Source organism: Teichococcus rhizosphaerae, assembly GCF_002631185.1.
Lineage (GTDB): Bacteria > Pseudomonadota > Alphaproteobacteria > Acetobacterales > Acetobacteraceae > Pseudoroseomonas > Pseudoroseomonas rhizosphaerae.
This window is the reverse complement of record NZ_PDNU01000030.1, coordinates 52,479-68,637: the sequence shown is the minus strand read 5'-3', so window position 1 is coordinate 68,637 and position 16,159 is coordinate 52,479. Positions and strand designations below refer to the sequence as shown.

At 71.4% G+C, this 16,159-nt stretch carries 17 protein-coding genes; 16 read left to right on the top strand and 1 reads right to left on the bottom strand.

All coding sequences use genetic code 11. The annotated features are described in order from the left end of the window. Positions 1-444 precede the first annotated feature (444 nt). The 16 genes from leuC (at position 445) to mnhG (ending at position 15,348) form a co-directional block, all read left to right on the top strand. The gene (gene leuC / locus CR162_RS14780; protein WP_099096303.1) at positions 445-1,863 is read left to right on the top strand and encodes a 3-isopropylmalate dehydratase large subunit; all 1,419 of its coding nucleotides are present in this window, start codon (positions 445-447) and stop codon (positions 1,861-1,863) included. Further along, the gene (leuD, locus tag CR162_RS14775; RefSeq protein WP_099096302.1) at positions 1,863-2,492 is read left to right on the top strand and encodes a 3-isopropylmalate dehydratase small subunit; all 630 of its coding nucleotides are present in this window, start codon (positions 1,863-1,865) and stop codon (positions 2,490-2,492) included. Before leuC ends, leuD begins: the two co-directional genes overlap by 1 nt. Before the next feature lie 73 nt (positions 2,493-2,565). Further along, a complete protein-coding gene (locus tag CR162_RS14770; RefSeq protein WP_099096301.1) occupies positions 2,566-3,432 on the top strand; it encodes an HpcH/HpaI aldolase/citrate lyase family protein in 867 nt (288 codons plus the stop codon). Positions 3,433-3,600: 168 nt separating this feature from the next. Then, positions 3,601-4,572: a branched-chain amino acid ABC transporter permease gene (locus CR162_RS14765; RefSeq protein ID WP_245870384.1), complete on the top strand. Its 972-nt coding sequence runs from the start codon at positions 3,601-3,603 to the stop codon at positions 4,570-4,572. Continuing rightward, complete coding sequence (locus CR162_RS14760) at positions 4,569-5,522, top strand: branched-chain amino acid ABC transporter permease (protein ID WP_099096300.1); 954 nt, start codon at positions 4,569-4,571, stop codon at positions 5,520-5,522. The genes CR162_RS14765 and CR162_RS14760 overlap by 4 nt, the downstream gene beginning before the upstream one ends. After that, entirely contained in the window at positions 5,519-6,289 is a 771-nt protein-coding gene (locus CR162_RS14755; protein WP_099096299.1) for an ABC transporter ATP-binding protein, read from the top strand. The genes CR162_RS14760 and CR162_RS14755 overlap by 4 nt, the downstream gene beginning before the upstream one ends. Further along, complete coding sequence (locus CR162_RS14750; RefSeq protein WP_245870382.1) at positions 6,276-6,968, top strand: ABC transporter ATP-binding protein; 693 nt, start codon at positions 6,276-6,278, stop codon at positions 6,966-6,968. The genes CR162_RS14755 and CR162_RS14750 overlap by 14 nt, the downstream gene beginning before the upstream one ends. A 52-nt stretch (positions 6,969-7,020) precedes the next feature. Further along, a complete protein-coding gene (locus CR162_RS14745) occupies positions 7,021-7,422 on the top strand; it encodes a carboxymuconolactone decarboxylase family protein (RefSeq protein WP_099096298.1) in 402 nt (133 codons plus the stop codon). Next, positions 7,419-8,333 carry an NAD(P)-dependent oxidoreductase gene (locus CR162_RS14740; RefSeq protein WP_099096297.1) on the top strand — a complete coding sequence of 305 codons (915 nt, stop codon included), beginning with the start codon at positions 7,419-7,421 and terminating at the stop codon, positions 8,331-8,333. The genes CR162_RS14745 and CR162_RS14740 overlap by 4 nt, the downstream gene beginning before the upstream one ends. A 250-nt stretch (positions 8,334-8,583) precedes the next feature. Further along, positions 8,584-9,147, top strand: coding sequence for a PTS sugar transporter subunit IIA (locus CR162_RS14735; protein ID WP_367604130.1), 564 nt, complete (start codon positions 8,584-8,586; stop codon positions 9,145-9,147). Positions 9,148-9,209: 62 nt separating this feature from the next. Next, positions 9,210-12,251 (top strand): monovalent cation/H+ antiporter subunit A, encoded by a 3,042-nt coding sequence (locus CR162_RS14730; RefSeq protein ID WP_099096296.1) that lies wholly within the window; start codon positions 9,210-9,212, stop codon positions 12,249-12,251. Continuing rightward, on the top strand, positions 12,251-12,595 hold the full coding sequence (locus tag CR162_RS14725) for a Na+/H+ antiporter subunit C (protein WP_099096295.1): 345 nt from the start codon (positions 12,251-12,253) through the stop codon (positions 12,593-12,595). Before CR162_RS14730 ends, CR162_RS14725 begins: the two co-directional genes overlap by 1 nt. Positions 12,596-12,603: 8 nt before the next feature. Beyond that, positions 12,604-14,217, top strand: a complete 1,614-nt coding sequence (locus CR162_RS14720; protein ID WP_099096327.1) for a monovalent cation/H+ antiporter subunit D — start codon at positions 12,604-12,606, stop codon at positions 14,215-14,217. After that, a complete protein-coding gene (locus CR162_RS14715; RefSeq protein ID WP_099096294.1) occupies positions 14,214-14,699 on the top strand; it encodes a Na+/H+ antiporter subunit E in 486 nt (161 codons plus the stop codon). Before CR162_RS14720 ends, CR162_RS14715 begins: the two co-directional genes overlap by 4 nt. After that, a complete protein-coding gene (locus CR162_RS14710; protein ID WP_099096293.1) occupies positions 14,696-14,977 on the top strand; it encodes a K+/H+ antiporter subunit F in 282 nt (93 codons plus the stop codon). The genes CR162_RS14715 and CR162_RS14710 overlap by 4 nt, the downstream gene beginning before the upstream one ends. Further along, entirely contained in the window at positions 14,974-15,348 is a 375-nt protein-coding gene (gene mnhG / locus CR162_RS14705) for a monovalent cation/H(+) antiporter subunit G (protein WP_099096292.1), read from the top strand. The genes CR162_RS14710 and mnhG overlap by 4 nt, the downstream gene beginning before the upstream one ends. Positions 15,349-15,391: 43 nt before the next feature. On the opposite strand, the gene CR162_RS14700 is transcribed toward mnhG, so the two are convergent. Then, on the bottom strand, positions 15,392-16,102 hold the full coding sequence (locus CR162_RS14700) for a metallophosphoesterase (RefSeq protein ID WP_099096291.1): 711 nt from the start codon (positions 16,100-16,102) through the stop codon (positions 15,392-15,394). Positions 16,103-16,159 lie beyond the last annotated feature (57 nt).

Genomic DNA, 16,159 nt, shown 5'->3' with positions numbered 1-16,159 from the left:
GGGTTCATGTCCTACGGACCTTCAACTACGCGTCTTCTGAAAAGAAGAAACTTGTCCAGATTTTGGGATGGCCCCGCAGGGCGCTTTTAGCCTCTCGGAACTGGCAGGCGGCATGCTTCCAGGGCGGAAAATGACCGGCAGCGCCTCTCCAGCGGGCGCCGGTGCCGCTGCGCGCCACCCGGAGCGCCTCGACCTGGGCGGTTCAGGGCCGCGAAAGGCGCCGTGATTCGTCCTCGCGCTCTTCAGGATGCGGGGCGGTTTCTACTTCGCCGGCGGCACCGCGGCCCGGTCAGGAAGCGCCAACGGGCAACCACCTCGTCGCCGGCAGGAAACAGGGTGGCCGGCCACGCCCTGGCCTTCCTGCCGCGGTCTCATTTCCGAGACGCCGCGTTGCGCCCCTGGCCGTCCTGCGGCATCGTCGGGAAGGACCGGGAGGACAGGGGCATGGCCGAGGCGCCGCCGCGACGCACGCTGTTCGACAAGGTGTGGGACGCGCATGTCGTGCTCACCCGCGAGGACGGCCAAAGCCTCCTCTGGATCGATCGTCACTTCTTCCATGAAGGCTCGCACCACGCCTTTGCCCAGCTCCGCGCGCGGGGCGCGAAGGTGGCGCGGCCGGAACTCAACATCGGCGTGGCCGACCATTATGTGCCGACCCGCGCTCCGGGCCGCGGCATCCCCGACGCGGGCGTCGCCGGCATGGTGCGGGGGCTGGAGGCCAATGCACGGGCGCATGGCACGCGCCTCTTCGGCCTGCACGACCCGCGCCAGGGCATCGTGCATGTGGTGGGGCCGGAGCAGGGGCTGACCCTGCCGGGGCTCACGGTCGTCTGCGGCGACAGCCACACCTCGACGCATGGCGCCTTCGGCGCGCTGGCCTTCGGCATCGGCGCCTCGGAGGTCGCGCATGTGCTGATGACGCAGACCCTGTGGCAGCGGAAGCCGCGCCGCATGCGCATCACGGTGGAGGGCAGGCTGCCCCTCGGCACCGGCGCCAAGGACCTGGCGCTGGCCATCATCGCGCGCATCGGGGCGGATGGCGCGCAGGGCCACGCGGTGGAATATGCCGGGAGCGCCGTGCGCGGCCTGTCCATGGAAGGGCGGCTCACGCTGTGCAACATGGCCATCGAGAGCGGCGCGCGCTGCGGCATGGTGGCGCCGGACGAGACCACCGTGGCGTTTCTGCGCGGCCGGCCGCTGGCGCCCCAGGGTGCCGCCTTCGACGCCGCCGCCGAGGCCTGGCTCGCCCTGCCCGGCGATGAAGGCGCGGGCTTCGACCGCGAATTGTCCCTGGAGGCCGGGGAGATCGCGCCCATCGTCACCTGGGGCGTCAGCCCGGAGGACGCGCTGCCCGTCACCGCCAGCACCCCGGACCCTGCCCGCGCGGCCGACCCTTCCCGCGCCGCGCAGATCCGCGACGCGCTGGACTATATGGGCCTGCGCCCCGGCCAGCGCCTGGAGGATGTGCCGATCGACCGCGTCTTCATCGGCTCCTGCACCAACAGCCGCATCGAGGATTTGCGCGCGGCGGCGGCCGTGCTGGCGGGGCGGCGGGCGCGGGTGCCGGGGCTGGTCTCGCCCGGTTCCTCCCTGGTCAAGCGGCAAGCGGAGCAGGAGGGGCTGGACCGCATCTTCCAGGAGGCCGGGCTGGAATGGGCGGATTCCGGCTGCTCCATGTGCGTCGGCATGAACGGGGACCTGGTGCCCCCCGGTGAGCGCTGCGCCTCCACCACCAACCGCAACTTCAAGGGCCGGCAGGGCAAGGGCGCGCGGACGCATCTGATGTCCCCCGCCATGGTCGCGGCCGCCGCGCTGGCGGGCCGCATCGCCGATGTCCGGCCCCTGCTGGAAGGGCGCGGCTGATGCGGCCCTTCACCATCCTCGCCGCCGCCGCCTGCCCCCTGCCGCTGGCCAATGTGGACACCGACCAGCTCATCCCCGCCCGCTTCATGAAGCGGCCGCGCAGCGAGGGCTATGGCCAGTTCCTGCTGCACGACCTGCGCTTCGCCGAGGATGGCGCGGTGCGCCCGGATTCGCCCATCGACCGCCCGGAGCGCCGGTGCGCGCAGATCCTGGTCGCGCGGCGCAACTTCGGCAGCGGCTCCTCGCGCGAGGCGGCGGTCTATGCGCTGGTCGATGCCGGTTTCCGCTGCGTGCTGGCTCCGAGCTTCGGCGACATCTTCGCGAGCAACGCGGTGAACAACGGGCTGCTCCCGGCACAGCTGGAGGAGGCGGAGGCCGAGCGGCTGCTCGGCTGGCTGGACCAGGGCGGCCAGGAGATCACGGTGGACCTGCGGGAATGCGCCGTGCGCGCGGGCGGGCACCGCTTCGCCTTTCGGATCGACCCCGTCTGGCGCACCAAGCTGCTGAATGGCTGGAACGACATCGACCTGACGCTGAGCCATGCGGCGGCCATCGGCGCCTTTGCGGCGGCCGATGCGGCGCGCCGCCCCTGGGCCGGCCTGCCGCCGGCGGAAGGGGGCCAAGGATAGACAGCCCGGCGCGGGGCGCGCACAAGGGGCGGGCAAGAAGGCGGCGCCACGCCGCACCCGGAGGATAGATCCCATGAGCCTGCCGCCGCCGCGCTGGCGTTCCCTTCTCTTCGTGCCCGCGCATGTGGAGCGCTTCATCGCCCGCGCGCATGAGCGGGGCGCCGATGGCATCATCCTGGACATGGAGGATGCGGTGCCGGCGGCCGAGAAGCCGCAGGCGCGCCAGACGCTGGCCGGCTCCATCGCCGCCATCGGGTCGCGCGGGCCGGCGGTGCTGGTGCGGGTGAACCGCGGCCTGCGGGCGCTGGCGGCCGACCTGGAGGCGGCGGTGGTGCCGGGCCTCGCCGGCCTCGTGCTGCCCAAGGTGGAGGAGGCCGGCTATGTGCGCGACGTCTCGGCCGCCGTGGCCGAGCTGGAGGCCGAGCGCGGCATCGCCCCCGGCACGGTGCGGCTGCTGCTGCAGATCGAGACGCCGGCCGCCCTCTACGCGCTGCCCGCCATCGCCTCCGCCGACCCGCGCAGCGTGGCGATGATGCTGGGGCCGGAGGATTTCTGCGCGGCGCTCGGCGCGATCCCCGGCCCGGCGGCCCTGCTCGGCCCCAACCTCGCCGTGCTGATGGCGGCACGCGCGGCGGGGCTGATGCCCATGGGCTTCGTGGGCAGCATCGGCCAGTTCCAGGATCTGGACGCCTTCCGCCGGACCATCGCCGAGGCGCGCCAGCTCGGCTTCCGCGGCGCGCTCGCGGTGCATCCGGCGCAGGTGGCCATCATGAACGAGCTCTTCGCGCCCGATGCGGCGGAGATCGACTGGGCGCGGCGCGTGGTGGCGGGCGATGCCGAGGCGCGGGCCAGCGGCCGCGGCGCCTTCCAGATCGGCGGCAAGATGATCGACCCGCCCGTGGTGCGCCGGGCAGAGGAGATCCTGGCGCTCGCCGGGTGAGGGGTGGCGTGGCGGCCGATGCGGGGTTTCCATCCGGCGCGAAAGCCCACAAGCTCCGGACATGGCGGTAAAATGCTGATTTATTGACGCAATTCGGAGCGCGTGAAACAGTGTCCCCAACTCTGGCTGCACAGGTCAGGAGAAGGGGGACAGAATGGACGAGAAAGCGTGGGCCCCGCCCGCGTGGCCGAAGGCGTGCCGCGCATGACGGAATGGCTTTCCGAGAACGGGCTGCTGCTGGGGCTGGCGGTGCTGGACGGGCTCGCTTCCGCCGCCGCCATCTTCATGGTGGCGGTGGGGCTGAACCTGGTGTTCGGCGTGCTGCGCATCCTCAACGTGGCGCATGGCAGCCTCTACGCCATCGGCGCCTACACCGCCGCCTCGCTCACCGCGGCCCTCATCGCCGCCGGGCTGCCGGCCTGGCTCTCCTATCCGGTGCTGCTCATCGCCGCCGCGCTGGTGGGCGTCATCCTCGGCCCGCTGATCGAGCGCGTGCTGCTCAAGCGGGTGGAGACGCAGGAGCCGGTGCTGCAGCTGCTCGTCACCTTCGCCCTGTTCATGATCCTGGAGGATGTGCAGAAGCTGATCTGGGGCGTGCAGCCGGTGTCCAACGAGACGCCGATGCAGCTCCTCGGCACGGTGGACGTGCCCTTCGGCGCCGACGTCATCCCCTTCACCGCCTACCAGCTCTACGTGCTGCCGGGCATCGCGCTGCTGACGCTGGCGGGGCTGGCCTGGTTCATGCGCCGCACGCTCACCGGGCGCGTCATCGTGGCCGTCACCACCGACCGCGAGGCGGCCACCTCGCAGGGCATCGACGCGGCGAAGGTGACGATGCTCACCTTCACCTTCGGCGCCGCGCTGGCGGCGCTGGGCGGCGCTCTGGCCTCGCCCATGACCTCCATGGTGCCGGGCATCGGCGCCTCCACCATCGTCCTGTCCTTCGCCGTGGTGGCGACCGCCGGCCTCGGCCAGATCGAGGGCGCGGCGCTGGCGGCGCTGATGATCGGCCTCGGCCGCTCGGTCGCCGTCTATCTGGAGCCGGAGCTGGAGGTGGTGGTCCCCTATCTCATCATGGTGCTGGTGCTGCTGGTGCGGCCGCAGGGCCTGTTCGGCGTGACGGAGACGCGGCGGATATGAAGTCACGCCTGGAACTCCTCGCCGGCCTAGCCGGCGCGCTGCTGCTGGTGCTGCTCGCCTGGAGCGTGCCGTGGCTGCGCTTCGTGCTGACCATCGCGCTCGCCAAGGGCATCACCGTGCTCGGCATCCTGCTGCTGCTGCGGGCGGGGCAGGTGAGCTTCGGCCACGCCATGTATGTCGCGATCGCCGCCTACACGGTGGCCTTCGTGGCGCCGCGCATGCCGGAGGTGCTGCTGCTGCTGCCGCTGGCGGCGCTGGCCTCCGCCGCGGTCGGCCTCGTCGTCGGGCTGTTCGTGATGCGCTACCGCGAGATCTTCTTCGGCATGCTGAACCTGGCGCTCAGCATGGTGTTCTACTCGCTGCTGGAGAAGCTCTACACCATCACCCACGGCACGGACGGCATCCGCCTGCCCGTGCCCACCTTCGCCGGCATGACGCTTTCCGGCGTCACCTATGAATGGGCGGTGTTCTCCATCGCCCTGGCCCTGGCCATCGGCTTCGCGGTGCTGGTGCGGATCTACCTGAACGCCCCGCTGGGCCAGGCGCTCGCCGGCATCAAGACGCGCGAGGCGCGGCTGGAGTTCATGGGGGTGCCGGCGCGCTACGTGCTGCTCTCCGCCTATGCGCTCTCGGCGCTGATGGCGGGCTGCGGCGGCACCCTTATCGCGCTCACCAGCCGCCACGTGACGCCGGCGCTCGCCTACTGGACCGCCTCGGGCGAGCTGGTGTTCATCGCCATCCTGGGCGGCGCGGGCAGCGTGCTCGGCGCCTTCCTCGGCGCCGTGGTCTATGAGCTGACGCGGGTCTATGCCGCGGCCAACCTGGCCGATGCGTGGCAGCTCATCCTGGGCACGGTGCTGCTGCTGGTCATCCTGTTCGCGCCCGGCGGGCTGTTCGGCATCGCCCAGGGGCTGTTGCGCCGCAAGCCGGCGGGGAGGGAGGTGGCATGAGCGTGCTGCTCTCGGCGCAGGACCTGCAACTGGCCTTCGGCGGCGTCAAGGCGGCCGACGGCATCAACCTCGACGTGATGGAGCGGGAGTTCCTCGCCATCATCGGCCCGAACGGCGCCGGCAAGACCACCTTCATCAACATGAGCACCGGCCATCTGCGGCCGCAGGCCGGCTCCATCACCTACCAGGGCCGGCAGGTGCTGGGGATGAAGCCGCGCGCCATCGTGCGCATGGGCATCGCCCGCTCCTTCCAGCTGCCCCAGCTCTTCACCGAGCACACGGTGCTGGAGAACGCGGCCATGGCGGTGGCCGCGCGGGAGGGCACCTTCTCCGCCTTCCGCCCGCTGCTGCGCCCTGCCTTTCGCGCCGAGGCGGAGGAGCTGCTGGAGCGCTTCGGCCTCACCGCGGCCGCGCACCAGCGTGCCGACGCGCTGAACGAGGGCACCCGCAAGCTCACCGACATCGCCATGGCCGTGGCCATGAAGCCGCGCCTGCTGCTGATGGACGAGCCCACCAGCGGCGTCGCCGCCGCCGACAAGATGGCGGTGGTGGAGACGCTGGCGCGGGTGCTGCGCGAGGCCGGCGTCACGGCCGTCTTCGTCGAGCACGACATGGACGTGGTGGCGCGCATCGCCGACCGCGTGGCGGTGTGGGGGCAGGGCAGGATCGTGGCCCTCGGCCCGCCGGAGCAGGTGCTGGCCGACCCCACGGTGCAGCGCGACGTCATCGGCATCCAGACCGGCGAGGTTCCCCATGCCGCGGCTTGAGCCCATGCTGCAACTCGAGAATGTCTCGGTGGACATCGCCGGCGCGCCGGTGCTGCGCGGCGTGAACCTGGCGGTGCCGCCCGGTGGCCGGGTGGCGCTGATCGGCCGCAACGGCGCGGGCAAGACCACGACGCTGCGGGCGCTGATGGGGCTGCTGCCGGTGCGTGGCGGCAACATCATCATCGACGGCCAGTCCTGCGCCGGCGCGCCGGCGCACCGCCGCGCCGCGCTCGGCATCGGCTACGCGCCGGAGGAGCGGCGCCTGTTCGGCAGCTTCACCGTGCTGGAGAACCTGCGCCTGCCGGCGGAGGTGCTGGGCCTGCCGGCGGCCGAGATGTCGCGGCGGCTGGACCTGCTCTTCACCCTGCTGCCGGAGCTGCGCGACTTCGCGCCGCGCAAGGCCGCGGGGCTCTCGGGCGGGCAGGGCAAGATGGTGGCGCTCGGCCGCGCGCTGATGGTGGGCACCCGCGCCGTGCTGCTGGACGAGCCCTTCCAGGGCCTCGCCCCCGCCCTGGCGCTGCGCTACGCCGAGGCGCTGGCGCGGCTGCGGGATGCCCTGCCGGATGTCGCCATCCTGATCACCGAGAGCAGCCCCGGCCTGCTGCGGCAGCTGGTGGAGCGGACCTTCGTGATCGAGCGCGGCGAGATCCTCGAGACGGCCGACGCCCTGCCGGATTGACCGACAATCCGCTTTTCCGCAAGCTGCCGCCCATCATCAGGGAGGATGGGCGATGGCCGAGAGCGAGATGTTCGAGAAGGGCCTGGAGATGCGCCGCAAGGTGCTCGGCAGCGAGTACGTGGACGGCAGCATCGCCCGGGCCGACGACTTCATGATGGCCTTCCAGCGCATCACCACCGAATGGTGCTGGGGCTATGCCTGGAACCGCCCCGGGCTGGAGCCCCGGACGCGCAGCATGCTGAACCTCGCCATGCTGACCGCGCTCGGCAAGACGCCCGAGATCAAGCTGCATGTGAAGGGCGCGCTGAACAACGGCGTCACGGTCGAGGAGATCAAGGAGATCCTGCTGCACGCGACGGTCTATTGCGGCATCCCCGCGGGGCTCGACGCCTTCAAGGCGGCGCATGAGGTGCTGAAGGCCGAGGGCGCCCTGCCGGAGAAGAAGGCCGAATGAGCGGGGGCGCCATGCGCCGCATCGGCTTCGTGGGCATCGGCAACATGGGCTGGCCGATGGCGGCCAACCTGCTGAAAGCCGGCTTCGAGGTCACCGTGGCCGACGCGGTGCCCGGCCGGGCCCGGGACTTCGCGCGGGAGGTGGGCGGCCGCGCGGCCGATGATGCCGCCGGGGCGGCGGCGGGGGCGGATGCCGTCATCACCATCCTGCCCACCAGCAAGCATGTCGCGACGGTGGTGGAGGAGATGCTGGAGGCCCTGCCGGCCGGCGCGGTGGTGATCGAGATGTCCTCCGGCGTGCCCGGGGTCACCCGCGCCCTGGCGGAGCGGCTGGCGGAGAAGGGCTGCGCCATGGCGGACTGCCCCGTCTCGGGCGGCGTGCCGCGCGCCCGCACGGGGGAGCTCGCCATCATGGCCGGCGGCGAGGCGGCGGTGCTGGACCGGATCGGGCCGGTCCTGCAGGCGGTGGGCACCTCGGTGCATCGCTGCGGCGGCATCGGCAACGCCCAGGCGATGAAGGCGCTGAACAACCTGGTCTCGGCCGGCGGCTTCCTCATCGGCATCGAGGCGCTGCTGATCGGCCAGAAGTTCGGGCTGGACCCGGCGCTGATGGTCGATGTGCTGAACAGCTCCACCGGGATGAACAACAGCACGCAGAAGAAGTTCAAGCAGTTCGTGCTGTCGCGCCGCTTCGATTCCGGCTTCGGGCTGGACCTGATGGTGAAGGACCTCTCCATCGCCCTCGAAGTGGGGCGGGAGACCGGCACACCGACGCCCTTCTCGGCGCTGTGCCGCGAGATGTGGGCCAGCGCCGGCAGCCTGCTCGGCCCGGGGCAGGACCACACCGCCGTGGCGCAGCTCGTGGAACAGCTGGGCGGTGAGGCGCTCGGCGGCGGCAACAGCGGCGACTGAAGCTTCCGCCCGGCCACCGGCCCTGCCTTTTCCGCCCGGATGATCCCGCCCGGGCGGACCGCCCCCTCAGGGCGGCACCCCTTACCCTCGAAACGCCCCCGCAGCCGCCGCCCGCGGAACGAACCCGCCTGCCGCGGCGTTTGACTGACCGTCCAGGTGCGCTCCCATGTCCGCAGGGGAGAGGGCGCGGCATTGAGAATCAGGAGAGCAACGGTTAAAAAACTTGCAATTTTCGCACGCCTAGCAATCTATGTGCCTGATTTTGATCGAGCCTTCAAGTAAAATAACAGAACTACAGAAAACATCTTATTCATTGGCGGGGATTTTATTGGAAAAGGCCATGCCCATCAAAGAACTTTTCCATCAGGAGAACTCTGTTCTTTCCCTTTCCCCAAAGGACAAGAAAGAGCTTCTTGAGATGCTTGCGGATGAAGCCGCGGCCCGCCTTCAATATGACAGGCAGAAGGTGCTGGAAGCCCTCCAGGCGCGGGAAAAGCTGGGCTCCACGGCGCTGGGGCGCGGCATCGGGCTGCCGCATACCCGCCTGGAAGGGCTTGGCGCGCCCCTGGCGCTGCTCGCCCGGCTGGCGCGGCCCATCGAGTTCGACGCGCGCGATGGCGAGCCGGTGGACCTCGTCTTCATGGTGCTCTGGCCGGAGAACAGCGCGGAAGGCTTCCTGCCCGCGCTTTCGGGCATCTGCCGGGTGCTTCGCGGCAACCAGCTGGCGCGCCAGCTGCGCCAGGCGCAGTCCGGCACCGAGGCGCTCGCCATGCTGCAATCCTCAGAGGCGGAAAGCCCGGACGAGCCTGCCTGACCCGCTCCGCCCCCGCCCGCGGGGCGCCCGTCTTCCCGGCCTGAAGGAGAGAACCGCCGCTGATGCCCGATGCCCTTTATCTCTCGACGGCGATCGGCCTCCCCTATCTCGGGGCGCTGGTCACCGCGTTGCTGCCGGCCAATGCCCGAAGGCTCGAAGCCTGGCTGGCGGGCGCGGTCGCGCTGCTGACCCTCGTCATGGTGTGGCTCTGCTACTACCCCACCATCGCCGAGGGGGGCGTGGTCCGCAGCGAGATCGCCTGGGTGCCGCAGCTGGGCCTCAACCTCGTCCTGCGCATGGACGGCCTTGCCTCGGTCTTCTCGGTGATGGTGGCCGGCATTGGGCTGCTGGTCGTGCTCTACGCGCGCTACTACATGTCCTCGGACGATCCGATCCCGCGCTTCTTCGCCTTTCTGCTGGCCTTCATGGGCTCGATGATGGGGCTGGTCCTGTCGGGCAACCTGATCCAGCTCGTCTTCTTCTGGGAGATGACCAGCCTCTTCTCCTTCCTGCTGATCGGCTACTGGCAGCACTCCGCCCAGGCACGCGACGGCGCCCGCATGGCGCTCACCGTCACGGCCAGCGGCGGCCTGGCCCTGCTGGCGGGCGTGCTGCTGCTCGGCCACATGGTCGGCAGCTACGACCTCGACCGGGTGCTGGCCTCGGGCGACGTCATCCGCGACCATCCGCTCTACCTGCCGGCGCTGGTGCTGGTCCTGCTCGGCGCCCTGACCAAGAGCGCGCAGTTCCCCTTCCACTTCTGGCTGCCGCACGCCATGGCGGCGCCGACGCCGGTTTCCGCCTACCTGCACTCGGCCACGCTCGTGAAGGCCGGCATCTTCCTGATCACGCGGCTCTGGCCGGTGATGGCCGGCACCGATGCCTGGTTCTGGATCCTCGGCAGCGCCGGCATGATCACCCTGCTGGTCGGCGCCTATGTCGCGATCTTCCAGCACGACATGAAGGGCCTGCTGGCCTATTCGACCATCAGCCATCTCGGCCTGATCACGCTGCTGCTCAGCCTCAACAGCCCGCTGGCCATGGTGGCAGCGATCTTCCACACCATGAACCACGCCACCTTCAAGGCCTCGCTGTTCATGGCCGCCGGCATCATCGACCACGAGACCGGCACGCGCGACATCCGCAGGCTTTCCGGCCTCAACGCCACCATGCCCTTCACCGCGCGGCTGGCGATGGTGGCCGCCGCCGCCATGGCCGGCGTGCCGCTGCTGAACGGCTTCATCTCCAAGGAGATGTTCATCACCGAGACGCTGATGGCGGCCAACGCGCCCACCATCCTGCACAGCATGCTGCCCTGGGCCGCGGCGCTGGCGAGCATCTTCGCAGTGGCCTATTCGCTGCGCTTCATCCACGGCGCCTTCTTCGGCCCCGAGACGGGCGACATGCCGCGCACGCCGCACGAGCCGCCGCAATGGATGCGCCTGCCGGTCGAGGTGCTGGTCTTCGGCTGCATGGTGGTGGGCATCCTGCCCGCCGCCACCATCGGCCCGTTCCTCGACGTCGCGGCGCGCTCCGTGCTGGGGGAGGCCACGCCCTATTACAGCCTCGCGGTCTGGCACGGCTTCAACCTGCCGCTGGTGATGAGCCTCGTGGCGCTGGTGGGCGGCGCGCTGCTCTACCGCCTGCTGCAGCGCCATCTCAGCGCCGGCATCGAGGGCACCCCCCTGCTGCGCCGCTTCGACGGCCGCCGCGCCTTCGACCAGGTGATGGTGTTCCTGTCCTGGCGCTTCGCCCGCACCCTAGAGCGGCTGCTCGGCACCAGCCGGCTGCAGACCCAGCTCCGGCTGATGGTCTGCATCACCATCCTGGCCGCCGTGCTGGCGCTGTCGCCGCAAGGGCTGGGCCTGGGCGGGCTCGAGCTTTCCCCCGCCGATCCGGTGATCGGGCTGGTCTGGGTGGCGGGCGGCGCCTGCGCCATGGCGGCCGCCTACCAGGCCAAGTACCACCGGCTGGCGGCGCTGGCGCTGCTGGGCGGCGCCGGCCTCGCCGTCTGCATCACCTTCGTGTGGTTCTCGGCGCCCGACCTCGCCGTCACCCAGCTCCTGGTCGAGGTGGTGACGACGGTGCTGCTGCTGCTCGGCCTGCGCTGGATGCCCAAGCGGCTGGAATTCGCCAGCTCCGGCCAGCTCCTGCCACGGCTGCGGCGCTACCGCGACTTCGTCATCGCGGTGGCCGCCGGCCTCGGGCTGACGGCGATCTCCTATGCCACCATGACCCGCGTCTCGCCCGAGGGCATCTCCCGCTTCTTCCTGGAGCGCGCCTACACCGAGGGCGGCGGCACCAACGTGGTCAACGTCATCCTGGTGGATTTCCGCGGCTTCGACACCTTCGGTGAGATCACGGTGCTGGGCATCGTGGCGCTCACCGTCTTCGCGCTGCTGCGCCGCTTCCGCCCGGCGCCGGAGAGCATCGGCGTGCCGGAACAGCAGCAGGGCGACGCGCGCGACTGGATGGCGGTGCCGGCCGTCACCATGCGGCTGCTCTTTCCGCTGATCGGGGCCGTCGCGGTCTATCTGCTGCTGCGCGGCCACGACCTGCCGGGCGGCGGCTTCGCCGGCGGGCTGATGCTGGCCGTGGCCATCCTGCTGCAATACATGGCCGGCGGCACGCGCTGGGTGGAGGACCATCTCCGCGTCCATCCGCTGCGCTGGATGTCGGCGGGGCTGCTGCTGGCCGGTGGCACGGGCCTCGCCGCCATGGCGGTCGGCAAGCCCTTCCTGACCTCCTACTTCGCCTATGCCGATCTCGGCCTGCTCGGCCGGCTGCCGGTGGCCAGCGCTCTGATCTTCGACATCGGCGTGTTCGCCCTGGTGTTCGGCGCCACGGTGCTGATGCTCATCGCCATCGCCCACCAGTCGGTGCGCAGCCAGCGCGCGGCGCCGGTTCCGCCGCCATTGCCGGGCATGGCCCCGCCGGCTCTGCCGGCCGCGGGGAAGCCCGTTCCCCTGGAGGCCGCCCCCCATGGCCCCGCCGCGGATGGCCGCCCTGGCCGGGCCGCTCCCGTGCCGGCGGCTCCCGCCCTGGATGGCCCGCTGATGGACGGGCCGGAGATGGGCAACACTGGCCTGAAGGGAGACCGCTGATGGAACTCATCCTCGCCCTGAGCATCGGCGTGCTGGGAGGCTCGGGCGTCTGGCTGCTGATGCGGCCGCGCACCTTCCAGCTCATCATCGGCCTGTCGCTGCTCTCCTACGCCGTCAACCTGTTCATCTTCAGCATGGGCCGCTTTCCCGTGGGCCGCCCGCCCGTGCTGGAGCCCGGCACCATGGGCGACCCGGCGCAGTATGCCGACCCGCTGCCGCAATCCCTGGTGCTCACCGCCATCGTCATCGGCTTCGCCACCACGGCGCTGTTCCTGGTGGTGATGCTGGCCGCGCGCGGCCTGACCGGCGGCGACCATGTCGATGGCCGGAGGCAGGACCGGTGAGCGGCTGGATGCAACAGCTCGCCATCGCGCCGATCCTGCTGCCGCTGCTGGCGGGCGCCATCATGATCCCGATGGACGACCAGCGCGGCCGGCTGCGCGCGGCGCTCGGCGTCGCATCGGCGCTCGGGCTGCTCGCCGTGGCGCTCGCCCTCGCCTTCCTGGCGGATGCGGGTGACGCGGCGCCGGTCTTCGTCTACCGCCTCGGCAACTGGCCGGCGCTGTTCGGCATCGTCCTGGTGGTGGACCGGCTGGCCGCCATGCTGCTGGTGCTGACGGCGCTGCTCGGCCTCGCCGCGCTGCTCTTTTCGCTGGTGCGCTGGCAGCGCATGGGCGCGCATTTCCACGCCCTCTTCCAGTTCCAGCTGATGGGGCTGAACGGCGCCTTCCTGACCGGCGACCTGTTCAACCTCTTCGTCTTCTTCGAGGTGCTGCTGGCCGCCTCCTACGGGCTGGCGCTGCACGGCTCGGGCGTCGCGCGGGTCAAGGCGGGGCTGCACTACATCGCCATCAACCTCGCGGCCTCCCTGCTGTTCCTGATCGGCGTCAGCATGATCTATGGCGTGGCCGGCACGCTGAACATGGCCGACCTCGCCGCCCGCATCCCCGCCATGCCGGCCGAGGACCGGCCGCTGCTGGAGGCGGGCGCCGCCATCCTCGCCATGGCCTTCCTGGCCAAGGCGGCGATGTGGCCGATGGGCTTCTGGCTGGCGCCCACCTATTCGGCGGCAAGCCCGCCCGCCGCCGCCATCTTCTCGATGATGAGCAAAGTGGGCTTCTATGCCGTGCTGCGCCTTTCGCTGCTGCTGTTCGGGGCCGATGCGGGGGCTTCCGCCGGCTTCGGCGGCACCTGGCTGTTCCTGGGCGGCCTCGCCACCATCGCCTTCGGCGCCATCAGCGTGCTGGCGACGCAGGATCTCTCCCGCCTGGCGGGCGCCAGCGTGCTGATCTCCTCCGGCACGCTGCTGGCGGCGCTGGGGGCGGGGCAGGAGGCGGTGACCGGCGGGGCGCTGTTCTACCTGGCCAGCTCGGCGCTGGCGATCGGCGCCTTCTTCCTGCTGGTGGAGCTGCTGGAGCGCGGCCGGGAGGTCGGCGCCGACGTGCTGGCGGTGACGCAGGAGGCCTTCGGCGACAGGCCGGAGGCCGATGAGGAGGAGGTCGAGGTGGGCACGCCCATTCCGGCCACCATGGCGGTGCTGGGCGCCTGCTTCCTCTGCTGCGCCCTGCTGCTGGCGGGGCTGCCCCCGCTGTCCGGCTTCATCGCCAAGTTCGCCATGCTGGATGGCATCCTCAACCCGGCCGGGCTGGGGCGGAGCCCTTCCGCCGTGCCGCCCGGCGGCTGGGCCCTGCTGGCGGCGCTGATCCTCTCGGGCCTCGCCACGGTGCTGGCGATGACGCGCGCCGGCATCCGCAGCCTGTGGGCGGCCACGGACCGCTCGGTGCCGCGCGTCGGCGTGGTGGAGATCGCGCCGGTGCTGCTGCTGCTTGGCCTCTGCATCGGCATGACGGCGGGGGCGGGGCCGGTGCTGCGCTACATGCAGTCCACCGCCAGCGCCCTGCACGCCGCCCCCAGCTATGTCGGCAGCGTGGTGGATGTGAGCGGCCAGACGGAGGCCCGGCCATGAGGTGGCTTCTGCCGCATCCGGTCATCTCGGCCGGCCTGCTCGCCTTCTGGCTGATGGCCAGCCGCAGCGTCGCGCCGGGGCCGATGCTGGTGGGCGCCATCATCGCGCTGCTGGGCGGCTGGGCGCTGACGCTGCTCGACCCGCCCAAGGTGCGCATCCGCCGCCCCGGGCTGATCCTGCAGCTGGCGGGGCGGGTGTTCGTGGACATCATCCGCTCGAACCTGGCCGTGGCGCGCATCGTGCTCAGCCGGCGCCTGCCGCGGCGGACGGGCTTCCTGCACATCCCGCTGGCGCTGCGCGAGCCGCACGCCCTGGCCGTGCTGGCCTGCATCCTCACCGCCACGCCCGGCACCGCATGGCTGGAGTTCGACGCGGAGGAGGGCTGGCTGCTGATCCATGTCCTCGACCTGATCGACGAGGAGGAATGGGTGCGTATCGTCAAGGAGCGCTACGAGGCGCCGTTGCTGGAGATCTTCCGATGAGCCTTGCGGTGCTGAGCTGGTCGCTGCTGATCGCGCAGGTCATGCTGGCCCTCGCCTTCGGCTGCACCGCCTGGCGCGTGCTGCACGGGCCGCGCGCGCAGGACAGGGTGGTGGCGCTCGACATCCTCTACCTCAACGGCATGCTGCTGCTGCTGACCTTCGGCATCCGCACCGGCACCGACCTCTATTTCGAGGCGGCGCTGGTGGTGGCGCTGCTGGGCTTCGTCAGCACGGGCGCCTTCGCCAAGTTCCTGATGCGCGGCGAGGTGATCGAATGACCCACCTGGCGGAGCTTCCCGCGCCCCTGGCCCTGCTGGCCGCCGCGCTGGTCCTGGCGGGGGCGTTCCTGTCGCTGGCCGGCTCCTTCGGCCTGCTGCGGATGCGCACCTTCTACGACCGGCTGCACGCGCCCACCATCGCCACCTCCATGGGCATCAGCTGCGTGCTGTTGGCCTCCATGCTGGTGTTCACCGCGCTGCAGTCGCGGCTGGTGATCCATGAGCTGCTGGTGGGCGCGCTGGTGGTGCTGACCACGCCCGTGACGCTGATGCTGGTGGCGCGCGCCGCCCTGCACCGCGACAGGCTGGAGAAGAGCCCGGCGGTGCCGCGCGCCGCCCGGCCGGAACCGGCGGAGGAGCCGGCGGAATAGCGGGCGCGCCGCGCCTGGAGGCACCCGGCCCCGTGGCGGTGGCTCAGGCGCGCAGGAAGCCGATGCGGTCCTCTTCCAGCACGGCGCAGGTGAGGGGGCCGCCGGACCAGGCGGCGGTGTCCAGGTTGATGCGGTTGTGGCGGATCTCGGGCTCCGCCCGCGCGGTGTGGCCATGCACCACCACCGCGCCATGCGCCGCCTCGCTGGACAGGAAGGGCTGCCGGATGCGGATCAGGTCCTCCGGCGCCTGCGCCTCCAGCGGCAGGCCGGGCCGGATGCCGGCATGCACGAACAGGTATCCCCCCGCCTGGTGGAAGCGCGCGAGGCCGCGCATCCACCCCAGATGCGCGGGCGGGATGGCGGCGCGCCAGGCTTCCGCCCCCGCCTCGGCCGGCAGCCCGTAGCTGGCAAGGGTGGGGCGGCCGCCACACCACAGCCAGTCCGCCACGTCGCCCGGGGCGCCGTCCAGCGCCGCCAGCATCGCCGCCTCGTGGTTGCCGGCCAGGTCGATCCGCGCGGCGGGCAGGGGGTTGGGCCGGCTCATCCAGTCGAGCACGCCGGCGCTGTCCTCGCCCTTGTCCACATAGTCGCCGAGGTGCAGCAGCACCGCCCGCGCCGGGGGGCGGGCAGCCAGATCCTCGGCCACCAGCGCGTGCAGCCTTTGCAGCCGCTCGGCGCAGCCATGAACGTCGCCCACCGCGTAGATGCGCTCGCCGGGGGGAAGCCGCGCCGGGGCGGGCTGGAACGGGATCATGGCGCGCGGGGCGGGGGAGCGGTGATGTGCATGGCACCCGCATCATGGCCATCGCGA

Coding starts and splice junctions, on each gene's coding strand:
- leuC (WP_099096303.1), top strand. CDS start 445: ATGGCCGAGGCGCCGCCGCGACGCACGCTGTTCGACAAGGTGTGGGAC.
- leuD (WP_099096302.1), top strand. CDS start 1,863: ATGCGGCCCTTCACCATCCTCGCCGCCGCCGCCTGCCCCCTGCCGCTG.
- CR162_RS14770 (WP_099096301.1), top strand. CDS start 2,566: ATGAGCCTGCCGCCGCCGCGCTGGCGTTCCCTTCTCTTCGTGCCCGCG.
- CR162_RS14760 (WP_099096300.1), top strand. CDS start 4,569: ATGAAGTCACGCCTGGAACTCCTCGCCGGCCTAGCCGGCGCGCTGCTG.
- CR162_RS14755 (WP_099096299.1), top strand. CDS start 5,519: ATGAGCGTGCTGCTCTCGGCGCAGGACCTGCAACTGGCCTTCGGCGGC.
- CR162_RS14750 (WP_245870382.1), top strand. CDS start 6,276: ATGCCGCGGCTTGAGCCCATGCTGCAACTCGAGAATGTCTCGGTGGAC.
- CR162_RS14745 (WP_099096298.1), top strand. CDS start 7,021: ATGGCCGAGAGCGAGATGTTCGAGAAGGGCCTGGAGATGCGCCGCAAG.
- CR162_RS14740 (WP_099096297.1), top strand. CDS start 7,419: ATGAGCGGGGGCGCCATGCGCCGCATCGGCTTCGTGGGCATCGGCAAC.
- CR162_RS14735 (WP_367604130.1), top strand. CDS start 8,584: ATGTGCCTGATTTTGATCGAGCCTTCAAGTAAAATAACAGAACTACAG.
- CR162_RS14730 (WP_099096296.1), top strand. CDS start 9,210: ATGCCCGATGCCCTTTATCTCTCGACGGCGATCGGCCTCCCCTATCTC.
- CR162_RS14725 (WP_099096295.1), top strand. CDS start 12,251: ATGGAACTCATCCTCGCCCTGAGCATCGGCGTGCTGGGAGGCTCGGGC.
- CR162_RS14720 (WP_099096327.1), top strand. CDS start 12,604: ATGCAACAGCTCGCCATCGCGCCGATCCTGCTGCCGCTGCTGGCGGGC.
- CR162_RS14715 (WP_099096294.1), top strand. CDS start 14,214: ATGAGGTGGCTTCTGCCGCATCCGGTCATCTCGGCCGGCCTGCTCGCC.
- CR162_RS14710 (WP_099096293.1), top strand. CDS start 14,696: ATGAGCCTTGCGGTGCTGAGCTGGTCGCTGCTGATCGCGCAGGTCATG.
- mnhG (WP_099096292.1), top strand. CDS start 14,974: ATGACCCACCTGGCGGAGCTTCCCGCGCCCCTGGCCCTGCTGGCCGCC.
- CR162_RS14700 (WP_099096291.1), bottom strand. CDS start 16,102: ATGATCCCGTTCCAGCCCGCCCCGGCGCGGCTTCCCCCCGGCGAGCGC.